Annotated in this window: 9 protein-coding genes and 2 tRNA genes; 5 read left to right on the top strand and 6 right to left on the bottom strand. The window is 63.6% G+C overall.

The features are described 5' to 3' along the window. Positions 1-179: 179 nt before the first annotated feature. From WA237_RS06765 to WA237_RS06745, 5 genes are all read left to right on the top strand, one after another. Positions 180-3,617, top strand: a complete 3,438-nt coding sequence (locus WA237_RS06765) for a pyruvate carboxylase (RefSeq protein ID WP_336097118.1) — start codon at positions 180-182, stop codon at positions 3,615-3,617. 111 nt (positions 3,618-3,728) lie between these two features. Then, entirely contained in the window at positions 3,729-4,469 is a 741-nt protein-coding gene (locus WA237_RS06760) for a TerC family protein (RefSeq protein WP_009815392.1), read from the top strand. Positions 4,470-4,602: 133 nt separating this feature from the next. Further along, positions 4,603-4,677, top strand: a tRNA-Gly gene (locus tag WA237_RS06755). Between the two features lie 152 nt (positions 4,678-4,829). Further along, positions 4,830-4,904: transfer RNA gene (locus WA237_RS06750), tRNA-Gly, on the top strand. Between the two features lie 94 nt (positions 4,905-4,998). Continuing rightward, a complete protein-coding gene (locus WA237_RS06745) occupies positions 4,999-5,445 on the top strand; it encodes an ion channel (RefSeq protein ID WP_336097117.1) in 447 nt (148 codons plus the stop codon). Between the two features lie 84 nt (positions 5,446-5,529). On the opposite strand, the gene glnT is transcribed toward WA237_RS06745, so the two are convergent. The 6 genes from glnT to WA237_RS06715 form a co-directional block, all read right to left on the bottom strand. Beyond that, positions 5,530-6,861: a type III glutamate--ammonia ligase gene (glnT, locus tag WA237_RS06740; protein WP_009815395.1), complete on the bottom strand. Its 1,332-nt coding sequence runs from the start codon at positions 6,859-6,861 to the stop codon at positions 5,530-5,532. Positions 6,862-6,940: 79 nt separating this feature from the next. Then, positions 6,941-8,284 (bottom strand): FMN-binding glutamate synthase family protein, encoded by a 1,344-nt coding sequence (locus WA237_RS06735; RefSeq protein ID WP_009815396.1) that lies wholly within the window; start codon positions 8,282-8,284, stop codon positions 6,941-6,943. A gap of 11 nt (positions 8,285-8,295) precedes the next feature. Next, the gene (locus WA237_RS06730) at positions 8,296-8,973 is read right to left on the bottom strand and encodes a GXGXG domain-containing protein (RefSeq protein ID WP_009815397.1); all 678 of its coding nucleotides are present in this window, start codon (positions 8,971-8,973) and stop codon (positions 8,296-8,298) included. Position 8,974: 1 nt separating this feature from the next. Next, the gene (locus WA237_RS06725) at positions 8,975-9,871 is read right to left on the bottom strand and encodes a class II glutamine amidotransferase (protein WP_040618183.1); all 897 of its coding nucleotides are present in this window, start codon (positions 9,869-9,871) and stop codon (positions 8,975-8,977) included. A 263-nt stretch (positions 9,872-10,134) separates the two neighbouring features. Continuing rightward, positions 10,135-11,169, bottom strand: coding sequence for an ACP S-malonyltransferase (locus WA237_RS06720; RefSeq protein WP_336097116.1), 1,035 nt, complete (start codon positions 11,167-11,169; stop codon positions 10,135-10,137). Beyond that, on the bottom strand, positions 11,166-13,358 hold the full coding sequence (locus WA237_RS06715; RefSeq protein ID WP_336097115.1) for a dehydrogenase E1 component subunit alpha/beta: 2,193 nt from the start codon (positions 13,356-13,358) through the stop codon (positions 11,166-11,168). The genes WA237_RS06720 and WA237_RS06715 overlap by 4 nt, the downstream gene beginning before the upstream one ends. Positions 13,359-13,363 lie beyond the last annotated feature (5 nt).

Below are 13,363 nucleotides of genomic sequence, written 5' to 3'. Positions count from 1 at the left end.
GGCCAATTCCCCCCTCCGGGCAGCGAATGTCGCGACTGGGTGAGAAAGATTCGGTCGGGATTGCGTAAACCTTTCACAATTCCTACAAAGTGCCCGTCAGCCGCGCTGCAGCGCGGCAAGATGACCCCAGGACCGTTCGCGCGACGCGAACAGCCCAGACAAACGAAAGGGACCCGCCCGTGAGTGATTTCAAGAAAATCCTTGTTGCCAACCGTGGTGAGATTGCCATCCGGATCATGCGTGCCGCCAATGAAATGGGCAAACGCACCGTGGCCGTCTTCGCCGAAGAGGACAAGCTCGGCTTGCACCGCTTCAAGGCGGACGAGGCCTATCGCATCGGGGCCGGTCTCGGGCCAGTGGCCGCCTATCTGAGCATCGATGAAATCATCCGCGTCGCCAAGGAATCGGGCGCCGACGCGATCCACCCGGGCTATGGTCTGCTCTCCGAGAACCCCGATTTCGTCGACGCCTGCGAGGCCAATGGCATCACCTTCATCGGTCCCAAGGCCGAAACCATGCGCGCCCTTGGCGACAAGGCCAGCGCCCGCCGCGTGGCCATCGAGGCCGGCGTGCCGGTCATCCCCGCCACCGAGGTGCTCGGCGACGATATGGAGGCCATCGCCCGCGAGGCCGAAGAGGTCGGCTACCCCTTGATGCTCAAGGCCTCCTGGGGCGGCGGCGGACGCGGCATGCGCCCGATCAACGGCCCCGATGAGCTGGTGGAAAAGGTGCTCGAAGGCCGCCGCGAAGCCGAAGCCGCCTTTGGCAATGGCGAGGGCTATCTCGAAAAGATGATCCTGCGCGCCCGCCATGTCGAGGTCCAGATCCTCGGCGACAAACATGGCAACATGTACCACCTCTTTGAACGCGACTGCTCGGTCCAGCGCCGCAACCAGAAGGTCGTCGAACGCGCCCCCGCCCCCTATCTGAGCGAGGCCCAGCGCGCCGAGATCTGCGAACTTGGCTACAAGATCTGCAAACATGTGAATTACGAATGCGCCGGCACCGTCGAATTCCTGATGGATATGGACAGCGGCGAATTCTACTTCATCGAGGTCAACCCGCGCGTCCAGGTCGAACATACCGTGACCGAAGAGGTCACCGGCATCGACATCGTGCAGGCCCAGATCAAGATCGCCGAAGGCAAGACCCTGGCCGAGGCCACCCGCAAGGAGAGCCAGGACGACATCCGGCTCAACGGCCACGCGCTGCAGACCCGGATCACCACCGAGGACCCGCAAAACAACTTCATCCCCGATTACGGCCGCATCACCGCCTATCGCTCGGCCACCGGCATGGGCATCCGTCTCGACGGCGGTACCGCCTATGCGGGCGGCGTGATCACCCGCTATTACGACAGTCTGCTGGTCAAGATCACCGCCCATGCCCAGACCCCCGAGGCGGCGATTGCCCGGATGGACCGGGCGCTGCGCGAATTCCGTATTCGCGGTGTGAGCACCAACATCGCCTTCGTGGAAAACCTGCTGAAACACCCGACCTTCCTCAGCAATGAATACACCACGAAATTCATCGACACGACGCCGGACCTGTTCAAATTCTCCAAGCGTCGCGACCGCGGCACCAAGGTGCTGACCTATATCGCCGACATCACCGTCAACGGCCATCCCGAGACCGAAGGCCGCCCGGTGCCCGCCGAGGCCAAGCTGCCCAAGCCCCCGGCGCTGCAAGGCGCGCCCAAGGACGGCACCAAGACGCTGCTCGACGCCAAGGGCGCCAAGGCGGTGGCCGACTGGATGCTGGCGCAGGACCGGCTCCTGCTCACCGACACCACCATGCGCGACGGGCATCAGTCGCTCTTGGCGACGCGGATGCGCTCGATCGACATGATCAAGGCCGCCCCCGCCTATGCCGCCAACCTGCCCGAGCTCTTCTCGGTCGAATGCTGGGGCGGTGCGACCTTTGACGTGGCCTATCGCTTCTTGCAGGAATGCCCCTGGCAGCGCCTGCGCGAATTGCGCGCCGCCATGCCGAACCTGCTGACCCAGATGCTGCTGCGCGCCTCCAACGGCGTCGGCTACACCAACTATCCCGACAATGTGGTGCAGGAATTCGTCCGTCAGGCGGCCAAGACCGGCGTCGATGTGTTCCGCGTCTTCGACAGTCTCAACTGGGTCGAAAACATGCGCGTCGCGATGGATGCGGTGATCGACAGCGGCAAGATCTGCGAAGGCACGATCTGCTACACCGGCGATATCCTCGACCCGAACCGCGCCAAATATGACCTCAAATATTACGTCTCCATGGCCAAGGAAATGCAGTCGGCCGGCGCGCATATCCTCGGGCTCAAGGACATGGCGGGCCTCTTGAAGCCCGAAGCGGCACGGGTGCTCGTCAAGGCGCTGAAAGAGGAAATCGACATTCCCGTCCATTTCCACACCCATGACACCAGCGGCATCGCGGGCGCCACCATCCTCGCCGCCTCCGACGCGGGCGTCGACGCGGTGGATGCGGCGATGGACGCCTTCTCGGGCGGCACGTCGCAGCCCTGCCTCGGCTCGATCGTCGAAGCCTTGGCCCATACCAAGCGCGACACCGGGATGTCCCGCGAACGTATCCGCGAAATGTCGGATTACTGGGAACATGTCCGCGCCCAATATGTGGCCTTTGAAAGCGGCCTGCAGGCCCCCGCCTCCGAGGTCTATCTCCACGAGATGCCCGGCGGTCAGTTCACCAACCTCAAGGCGCAGGCCCGCTCGCTCGGTCTCGAAGAGAAATGGCCCGAGATCGCCCGCACCTATGCCGATGTGAACCAGATGTTCGGCGACATCGTCAAGGTGACCCCCTCCTCCAAGGTGGTCGGCGACATGGCCCTCCTGATGGTGAGCCAGGGCCTCACCCGTCACGACGTGGAAAACCCCGACACCGATCTCGCCTTCCCGGATTCGGTGGTCGACATGATGCGCGGCAACCTCGGCCAGCCCCCCGGCGGCTTCCCCGAAAGCATCGTGCAAAAGGTGCTCAAGGGCGAAGCCCCCAACACCGACCGCCCCGGCGCGCATCTGCCGCCCGTCGATCTCGACGCCAAGCGTCAGGAACTGCGCGAGCTGCTCGAAGGCAAGGAGATCGACGACGAGGATCTCAACGGCTACCTCATGTATCCCAAGGTCTTCCTCGACTACATGGGCCGCCACCGGACCTATGGCCCGGTCCGCACCCTGCCGACCAAGACCTTCTTCTACGGCATGGAGCCCGGCGAAGAGATCAGCGTCGAAATCGACCCCGGCAAGACGCTCGAAATCCTGCTGCAGGCGGTGGGCGAAACCCAAGAAGACGGCGAAGTGCGCGTCTTCTTCGAACTGAACGGCCAGCCGCGCGTCATCCGCGTGCCGAACCGTCTGGTCAAGGCCCAGACCGCCGCCCGCCCCAAGGCCGAGCTCGGCAATCCCGACCACATCGGCGCGCCGATGCCCGGCGTGGTGTCCTCGGTCGCGGTCAGCGTCGGCCAGAAGGTCAAGCAGGACGATCTCCTGCTCACCATCGAGGCGATGAAGATGGAAACCGGCATCTATGCCGAACGCGACGCGGTGGTCAAAGCCGTGCATGTTCAGCCCGGCGGCCAGATCGACGCCAAGGACCTCATGGTCGAGCTGGAATGAGACCTTCTCCGGGGCGCCACAGCCCCGGAGTATTTCTTGGCAGAGCTTGATTTCTGCGGGGATGCGTCAATCTTGTGATTGGCGCATCCTTTTTTCTTGTCGGGACATGACATGCTCGAACTACTGAACGATCCGGCCGTCTGGGCCTCTTTCTTTACCCTCACCATTCTCGAGATCGTGCTCGGCGTGGACAACGTGATCTTTATCTCCATCGCCGCCGCAAAGCTCCCCGAGGCACAGCGCGCCCGCGCCCGCACCCTGGGCCTCGCCGGGGCGCTGGTGCTGCGCGTGGCGCTCTTGTTCTCCATCGCCTGGATCGTCGGCCTGTCGAAACCCATCGCCGATCTCTGGGGCTGGGAAATGTCCTGGCGTGACCTGATCCTGATCGCCGGCGGTCTCTTCCTGATCTACAAGGCCGCGACCGAGATTTTCGATGAGGTCGAGGGCGACCACCTCCACACCGCCGAAGAGCGCGTGGTCAAGGCGGTCTTTCTCAATGTCATCGTCCAGATCATGATCCTCGATCTCGTCTTCTCCATCGACAGCGTGATCACCGCCGTCGGCATCGCCGATCATATCGAGGTGATGATCGCCGCCGTGGTCGTGGCCATCGCGGTGATGATGATCGCCGCCGTGCCGATCTCGGATTTCGTCGCCAAACACCCGAGCACCAAGATGCTCGCCCTCGCCTTTCTCGTCATGGTGGGCATGGCGCTGGTGGCCGACGGCTTCCATTATCACGTCGAACGCGGCTTCATCTATGCCGCCATGGTGTTCGGCGGCGCGGTCGAAGGGCTCAACCTTTTGCGCCAACGCAAGCGCCGTCGTGATGCCGACGGGATACCGACGTAATACCGCATCACGAAATTGCCGGTTGGGCGGGCGTCTGAGAGGTGAAAGCCTCGCGAAAAAAAATGGCCCGCCCCCGCGCTTTTCCCTTGCAGCCCACGCCGAGAATTTATACATCACGGCTCACGAAACGGATGCGGGTGTAGCTCAGGGGTAGAGCGTTACCTTGCCAAGGTAAATGTCGTGAGTTCGAATCTCATCACCCGCTCCATTTCGAAACCTCCCTAAAAAGCTGACTGAAATGACCGCCTTGGCGGGCGTTTGCCGTGGCTCCGCTGCGCCGTGAAGGATTTTGAAATCCCTCGCAAATTTGCACTTGCAGCCCCGCGCCAGTCTTTGTACATCACGGCTCACGAAACGGATGCGGGTGTAGCTCAGGGGTAGAGCGTTACCTTGCCAAGGTAAATGTCGTGAGTTCGAATCTCATCACCCGCTCCATTTCGATCCCCCCCTCAGCACTTTCCATCCCACCCCACCGCGCTACCTTTCCGACACCCCGCCCCTCGCGGCCTGTCAACAGACGGATAGCCCCATGGTCCTGCAACTCCTGATCGGAAGCGCCCTGCTCGCCGCCACCGCGCTCCTCGCCTCCATGTCCTGGATGCTGTTGGAAATGGTTCTGCGCCGCACCCATCCGTGGATCATTCACCCGCCCTACGGGCTCAAACTGGCCGCTGTGCTGCTGGTGGCGATGCTCTGGGTGCTCTGCATGATGACCCTCTCGATCTGGATCTGGGCCGTGGTCTTCTGGCGGCTCGATGTGTTCGAGAGCTTTGAAGGCGCCGTCTATTTCGCCCTCGTGGCCTTTACCACGCTGGGCTTTGGCGATGTGCTCCTGCCACAGCCTTGGCGGCTTCTCGGCGGGCTCGCTGCGGCCAATGGGTTGATGATCTTCGGCTTTCTCACTGCCATGCTGGTGGAAACCCTGCGCCAGACCCGCTACCGGCAGCTCGGCCCGGTCGGTCAGGATGACGACTGAGCTCTCACCGCGTATCAAACCCGACAGCCCCATAAAAAAGGCGCAGCCCGAAGGCCGCGCCCAGTGGGACCAGTGGGTCGGGGATCAGATATCGAGCGTGTTGGCGCGTTCCCACTCGCTGAAATGGCGGCAATAGGCGTTCCATTCCTGATGCTTGAGCTTGAGGAAGGCCGCTGAGAACTCTTCGCCCATCATGGATTTGAGCTGCTTGTCCTTGTCATATTCGCGCAGCGCATCCAGCATGTTGAGCGGCAGTTTCGGCGCACCGCGCACCTTGTGGCCCTCGGCATACATGTCGATGTCATGGCGCTTGCCCGGATCGGCCTTGGTGCGGATTCCGTCAAGCCCCGCCGCGATGATCACCGCCTGCAACAGATAGGGGTTCACCGCCCCATCCGGCAGCCGCAGCTCGAACCGGCCCGGCCCCGGCACCCGCACCATATGGGTGCGGTTGTTGCCGGTCCATGTCACCGTATTGGGCGCCCAGGTGGCCCCGGAGGTGGTGCGCGGCGCGTTGATCCGCTTGTAGCTGTTGACCGTCGGGTTGGTGATCGCCGCCAGGGCGCTCGCATGTTTCATGATCCCGCCGAGGAAATACTTGCCCTGTTCGCTCAGGCCAAGCTCGCCGGTCGGGCCTTCGCCCTTGTCGGTGGCAAAGACATTGCGCTTGGCCTTGTCGCCCGGCGCGTCCCAGACCGAGATATGCGCGTGACAGCCATTGCCGGTGAGCCCCTCGACGGGTTTCGGCATGAACGTGGCCCGCAGCCCATGTTTCTCGGCCACGGATTTGGTCATGAACTTGAAGAAACTGTGCTTGTCGGCGGTTGCCAGCGCGTCGTCGAACTCCCAGTTCATCTCATACTGGCCGTTGGCGTCCTCGTGATCGTTCTGATACGGGCCCCAGCCGAGATCGAGCATATAGTCGCAGATTTCCTGCACCACATGAAGCCGCCGCATGATCGCCTGCTGGTCGTAGCAAGGCTTTTCGGCAGTGTCATATTCATCCGAGATCGCATGACCATCGGGCGTCATGATGAAATACTCGGCCTCGATCCCGGTCTTGATGTGAAGCCCCTCATCGGCGGCCTCCTTGATCAGACGGCGCAGCACGTTGCGCGGCGCTTGGGCAAGGTCCTTGCCGCCCATCACGCAATTGCCCGGCACCCAGGCGAGCTCGGGGTTCCAGGGCAGCTGGATCACCGCCTCCGGGTCCGGCACGGCGAGCATATCGGGATGCGCCGGCGTCAGATCGAGCCATGTGGCAAAGCCCGCGAACCCGGCCCCGTCTTCTTGCATATCGGCGATGGCCTGAGCCGGGACCAGCTTGGCCCGCTGCGCGCCAAAGAGATCTGTGAAAGAGATCATGTAATATTTGATCCCCTTCTCCTTGGCATATTTCGCCAGATCACGTGTCATTTAGGTACTCCCTGTCATCTCTTATATTTTTAAAGCAGCCTGCCCCGTCATTGCGGGGCAGGTCCGGATCGCGTGTCGGTCAGAAGCCGGTGCCAGGCTTGCCGGGCCACCAATCGGTCCCCGACAGCGGCACCCGCGCCATGGCGGCGGCCTCCATGGTCAGAGCCACGAGATCCTCGGGCTCGAGATTGTGGACATGGCTTTTGCCGCAGGCCCGCGCCAAGGTCTGCGCCTCGAGCGTCATGACCTTGAGGTAGTTGTTGAGCCGCCGACCCCCCTCGATGGGATCGAACCGCGCCATGAGCTCGGGATCTTGCGTGGTGATCCCAGCCGGGTCACGGCCCTCATGCCAGTCGTCATAGGCCCCGGTCGTGGTGCCGAGCCGCTGATACTCTTCTTCCCAACGCGGATCATTGTCGCCCAGCGCGATGAGCGCTGCGGTGCCGATGGCCACCGCATCCGCCCCAAGCGCCAGCGCCTTGGCCACATCGGCACCGCTGCGGATACCGCCCGACACGATGAGCTGCACCTCGCGGTGCATGTCGAGATCCTGGAGCGCCTGCACCGCATCGCGGATACAGGCGAGGATCGGTTGTCCGACATGTTCGATGAACACATCCTGCGTCGCCGCCGTGCCGCCCTGCATCCCGTCGAGAACGACCACATCCGCCCCGGCCTTGACCGCCAGCGTGGTGTCGTAATAGGGCCGCGCGCCGCCCACTTTGACATAGATGGGCTTTTCCCAATTGGTGATCTCGCGCAGCTCGAGGATCTTGATCTCGAGATCGTCCGGTCCGGTCCAGTCGGGGTGACGACAGGCCGACCGCTGGTCGATCCCCTTGGGCAGGTTGCGCATCTCGGCGACCCGGTCGGAAATCTTCTGACCGAGCAGCATCCCACCGCCGCCCGGCTTGGCGCCTTGGCCCACGACCACTTCGATCGCATCGGCCTTGCGCAGATCGTCGGGGTTCATCCCATAGCGCGACGGCAGATATTGATAGACCAGCTTCTTGGAATGCCCGCGCTCTTCCGGCGTCATGCCGCCATCGCCCGTGGTGGTCGAGGTGCCCGCCAGCGTCGCGCCGCGGCCCAGGGCTTCCTTGGCCGGACCGGACAGCGCGCCAAAGCTCATCCCGGCAATGGTCACCGGAATATCGAGCTCGATCGGCTTCTTGGCATAGCGCGTGCCGAGCGTGACCCGCGTGTCGCATTTCTCGCGATAGCCTTCGAGCGGATAGCGCGAGATCGACGCGCCGAGAAACAGCAGATCGTCGAAATGCGGCACCCGGCGCTTCGCGCCCCCGCCCCGGATGTCATAGATGCCGGTCGCCGCCGCCCGGCGGATCTCGGCGTTGATATTCTTCGAAAAGGTCCAGGACTGGATCGGTTCGGTGCGCGGTGCGCTGCTGTCGTCTTTGGCCATGATCCTGCCCCTCAATACGCGTTGTCGATGTTGAAATTATAGAGCTGGCGGGCCGAGCCATAGCGCTTGAACTCTTCCGGCTTGGCGTCACAGCCGCCGCGCTCCAGAAGCTCCGCGAGGATCTCCAGATGCTCGGGCCGCATCTCTTTTTCGATGCAATCCGCACCCAGCGATTTGACCGATCCGCGCACGAAGAGCCGCGCCTCGTAGATCGAGTCGCCCAGCGCCTCACCGGCATCGCCGCAGACGACGAGATTGCCGGATTGCGCCATGAAGGCCGACATATGGCCGACATTGCCATGCACCACGATGTCGATCCCCTTCATCGAGATCCCGCAGCGGGAGCTGGCATTGCCCTTGATCACCAGCGTACCGCCATGGCCGGTGGCCCCGGCATATTGGCTGGCGTCGCCTTCAATGACGACCGTGCCCGACATCATGTTCTCGGCCACGCCCGGCCCGGCCGAGCCGTCGACGCGCACCGTGGCCTGCTTGTTCATCCCGGCACAGTAATAGCCCGTAGAGCCGCGCACCGCGACGTCGATCGGCGCATCGAGACCCACGGCAATCGCATGGGCCCCGCGCGGGTTGACGATCTCCCAAGCCGTCTGGTTGGTGTCTTTCGCTTGCGCCTGCAGGGCGCTGTTCATCTCGCGCAGGCCGGTGGCCTCGAGGTCGATGGTCTGCATATCAGTGGCTCCAGAAGTAAACGGTTGCGGGTTCGGGTTCCCAGACCTTGGCGTCTTCGATCCCCGGCAGGTTGACCAGCGCCCGGTACTCGGACCCGAAGGCGACATAGCGGTCGGTCTCGGCCAGCACGGCAGGCTTGCAGGCGATCGGGTCGCGGACCACGCCAAACCCGTCCTTGGTGCCCACCACAAAGGTATAGAACCCGTCGAGATCCTCGAGCCCCGCCTCAAGCGCCTCACCAAGGCTGGCGCCCTGCTGCATTTTCCAGGTGAGATAGGCGGCGCCCACCTCGGTGTCGTTCTGGCTTTCGAACTCGATCCCGTTGCGGCGCAGCTTGCGGCGCAGCGAATTGTGGTTCGACAGCGACCCGTTGTGCACGAGGCATTGATCGGCCCCGGTCGAATAGGGATGCGCGCCATCGGTGGTCACGGCGGATTCGGTGGCCATCCGGGTGTGGCCGATGCCATGGCTGCCCTGCATCGCGCTGAGCGAGAACCGCTCGGCCACATCCTTGGGCAGACCCACTTCCTTATAGATTTCCACCGCGTCGCCGCTGCTCATGATGCGCAGATCCGGGTGGCTCGCCCGCAGATAGCCCCGCGCCTCGTCGAGCTTTTCGCGCGGCATGCTGAGCACCGCATGGCTGTCACGCCGCTCAATCGTGGCCTTGGCGCCAATCGCCGTGCCGAGCTTGTCGGCCAGCCCGTCGAACGCCTCGTCCGGCGTGGCGGATTGCACCGTCAGCTTAGCCGTGTCGCCCGCGTTCTGCGCATAGATCGCGATGCCGGCGCTGTCCGGGCCGCGATCCGTCATGGTGATCAGCATATCGGTCAGAAGCGCCCCCAGCTGGGGTTCAAGCGACCGGTCTTTCAAGAACAAACCGACAATTCCGCACATCTTGTGCTCCTTCGTTATACGCGGACAGTGCGGCCCTTGGCCAAGCCCTGCCCTCCGGGTCAGTGGGCGCTCCGCAGATTTTCCTACTTTCCTCTGGGGAACATTTTTTTACCAAGGTAGGATCAAGCCGGGCCGGTTGTCAATGGCTCCCAACCCCCGGCGCGATCAATTTTTTGCCCCATCGGGCGATCTATCGGATTTCGCACAAAATTCAGGCCGGACAATTGCCCGGCCTGTCTGATCTTGTCCCCATGCCGCGCGCTTTACCGCCCGGTGGCGAGCCCGCGTTGTGTCTCCATCCCCATCGACACCAGAAGCGGTTCGGCCTCCTGACGGGTCTTGAAATCTTCCTTGCTCGCCATGCCGCGCCAGCCCGCCGCGATGAGCGATTGCGCCACCGCCCCGCCGAGCGTGGTCCCCGGCCCCGGCACAATGAACAGATCCGGCGCGAATTCACGCGCGGCCACCTTGATCGCACGGGCGAAATCATAGGTCTCGGTCACTTGATGGCCGAGCGTATAACCATGCAGCGCCGCGCGGTCGCAGGCTCCCGGCCACCAGATCGCGCCGCGCCCGTCGATCATCGGCAGCTCTGGCTGGCCAAACATCTCGGGCGCGAGCGCCGCCCGCCCCCGCGCCGCCACCGGCTCTTGCAGCGCCGAATGGAACCCGGCGTGATTTGCGAGCCGCATCGGATAGCGCCCCTCCTGCGGGGCCGCCTCGGCCTCGAACGCAGCGAGCCCCGGTTTGTCGCCCGCAAGCACCAACATCCCTCCGAGATCAATGGAAATGCCAAGAACATGCCCGGCCCGCCCGTCAATCTCTGCGACCAGCGCCAGCACCTCCTCGCGCCGTTCCGCATCGGGCACCCAATCGGCCCCCGTTACCGGATAGACCAGTTGCCCGCCGATCATCGCGTCTTGCATGAAGGCGCCCATCGTGTTGACCAGCTCGAACCCGTCCTGCGGGCTCAGCGCCCCGGCGAGGGCCAGCGCGGAATACCAGCCCATCGAATTGCCGGTGACCGCGACAATCTCGATCCGGTCGCGATCGATGCTGAGATAATCCCCAAGGCTCGCCGCATAGATGAGCCCCGAGGCATTGTCGCCCCGCGTGTGCCGCGCCATCGAAAACCGCTCGGCCCCGTCGAGATCGCGCAGCGTCTCCTCGCCGCGCTCCGCCCGCCGCCGGTCGAACTGATCGAGCAGCGCCGCATCGGGAAAATGCCGCCCCAGATAGCCAAGCTCGGCTTTGTTATAGGTGCCGCGCCCCGGACAGATGACAACCGCCTTGGTCATTTCGCGCCCCCTTTCACCAGCGATTTCGCCACCGACGCGATACCGACGTCCGAGGGCATGGTTACAGCATAGGCCGGACCCGTCGCGATAAAGCTGTCCTCCGCCGTCTCGCGGGCAAAGGGCACGTCGAGATTTTCGGCACAAAACGCCATCAGCGCCTCGGCCACCCCGCCCGAATGCCGCGTCTCATCGACGATCAGCACGTTTTTCACCCCCTCGAGCGCCGCGCGCAGCGCCTCTTCGGGCAGCGGCGAAATCCAGCGCAGATCAATGACCCGCGTGCTTATGCCGTCGCGTTCAAGCTGTTGCGCCGCCTTGGTCGACAGATACGTCCCATTGCCAAAAGTCACGATCGCCAGGTCACGCCCATCGCCCTGCTGCCCCACCTCGCCCAGCGCAATCCGCTCTGACGGGTCGGGATAGCGACACATCCATCCCCCATCCCCCGCCTCATGCAAATCGCGCATCGGATAGAGGGCGATGGGCTCCAAAAACACCACAACCCGCTGCTCTTCCCGCGCCAGCCGGACACATTCCCGAAGCATCTTGGCCGCATCCAACCCATTGGACGGAATAGCCAAAATCAGCCCCGGAATGTCGCGCAGCACGGCCAGCGAATTGTCATTATGGAAATGCCCGCCAAAGCCCTTTTGATAGCCAAGCCCGGCAATCCGCACCACCATCGGGTTGGTATATTGCCCGTTGGAAAAGAACGGCAATGTCGCCGCCTCACCGCGCAGCTGATCCTCCGCATTGTGCAGATAGGCCAGAAACTGGATCTCCGGGATCGGCAGAAACCCGTTATGCGCCATCCCGATGCCGAGCCCAAGAATTGATTGCTCGTCGAGCAGCGTGTCGATCACCCGATCCGGCCCGAACCGCGATTGCAGCTTCTGCGTGACGCCGTAAACCCCGCCCTTGCGTCCGACATCCTCGCCCATCAGCGCGATCTCGGGATGCTCGAGCATCAGGTCGGTCATCGCCCAGTTGATCAGCCGTGACATGATCTGTGGCTCGCTCATCGCCCGCAGATCGCTGCCAAACGCCGCCTCGCGCGCCGCACTGTCCGGCCCGTTGCTCGGCTTACAGGCGCGTTTCGGCGGAACAAGGCTCGCCATCACGCCCTTGGCATCCTGCAGCCGCGGCCGCGTCACCGCCTCATCGGCCACCCGCACCACCCGGTCGCAGCTCTCGACATAGACGCGCAGCGCCTCGTCGGGCGCCATCGCCCCCGCATCACGCAAGAGCCGCACGGAATGCAGCAAGGGATCATTGGCCTCATCCGCCTCGACCTCGGATTTGGGCATATAGGTCGTCGGCACATCCGCCCCCGCATGCCCATAGAGCCGCACGGTGCGGATATGCAGGAAGGCGGGCTTGCGCCGCGTGCGCACATAGTCTGCCGCCTCCTGCGCCACGCGATAGGTCTCGAACATGTCGAGCCCGTCACAATGGAAATACTTGATCCCCGGCCGCTGCGCGAAGCTTGCCGCGATCCAGCCCTTAGGCGTCTTGACCGAAATGCCGATGCCATTGTCTTCGCAGACAAACAGCAGCGGCAAAGGCACCGATTGGTAGGAGGTCCAGCCCGCCGTATTGAACGCGCCTTGTGCCGTCGAATGGTTGGCCGAGGCGTCGCCGAAGGAACAAAAAACGATGCTGTCTTCGGGCAGGGCCTGATGTTCGGGCGCGCGCCGCCGCGCCATGCCGAGCGAATAGGCCACGCCCAGCGCCTTGGGCAGATGGCTCGCAATGGTCGAAGTCTGCGGCGGGATGTTGAGCGCCTTTGATCCCAGCACCTTGTGCCGCCCGCCGCTGATCGGGTCCTCGGACGAGGCCGCAAAGCTGAGCGCCATATCCCACAGGATCGTCTGCCCCGGCACCTGATCGGCGCGGGCAATCTGAAACGCCGCATCGCGGTAATGCAAGAACGCCATATCGGTCGGGCGCAGCGCGGCGGCCACCGCCGCCATCCCCTCATGCCCAGACGAGCCGATGGTATAAAAGCCCTGCCCCGCTTTCTGCATCGCCCGGCTCTGCCGATCCAGCGCCCGGCTGAGACAGCCGGCGCGGAAAATGCCAACCGCCGCCTCGGGCCTCAGCGGCCCAGCGGGCGCACGCCCCTGGGGCAGGTCATTGCCGCCGACACGGGTGAGAAAATTCTGATGGACGATCTCTGCGCGATCCATGATCT

The organism is Roseovarius sp. CH_XMU1461 (assembly GCF_037027165.1).
In the GTDB taxonomy this organism is placed as follows: domain Bacteria; phylum Pseudomonadota; class Alphaproteobacteria; order Rhodobacterales; family Rhodobacteraceae; genus Roseovarius; species Roseovarius nubinhibens.
This window is presented reverse-complemented; position numbering and strand designations above follow the sequence as displayed.

Bases quoted from the DNA above. Each gene is read 5' to 3' on its own strand.
- WA237_RS06760 (WP_009815392.1), top strand. From the start codon at position 3,729: ATGCTCGAACTACTGAACGATCCGGCCGTCTGGGCCTCTTTCTTTACC.
- glnT (WP_009815395.1), bottom strand. From the start codon at position 6,861: ATGACACGTGATCTGGCGAAATATGCCAAGGAGAAGGGGATCAAATAT.
- WA237_RS06725 (WP_040618183.1), bottom strand. From the start codon at position 9,871: ATGTGCGGAATTGTCGGTTTGTTCTTGAAAGACCGGTCGCTTGAACCC.
- WA237_RS06745 (WP_336097117.1), top strand. From the start codon at position 4,999: ATGGTCCTGCAACTCCTGATCGGAAGCGCCCTGCTCGCCGCCACCGCG.
- WA237_RS06730 (WP_009815397.1), bottom strand. From the start codon at position 8,973: ATGCAGACCATCGACCTCGAGGCCACCGGCCTGCGCGAGATGAACAGC.
- WA237_RS06735 (WP_009815396.1), bottom strand. From the start codon at position 8,284: ATGGCCAAAGACGACAGCAGCGCACCGCGCACCGAACCGATCCAGTCC.
- WA237_RS06720 (WP_336097116.1), bottom strand. From the start codon at position 11,169: ATGACCAAGGCGGTTGTCATCTGTCCGGGGCGCGGCACCTATAACAAA.
- WA237_RS06715 (WP_336097115.1), bottom strand. From the start codon at position 13,358: ATGGATCGCGCAGAGATCGTCCATCAGAATTTTCTCACCCGTGTCGGC.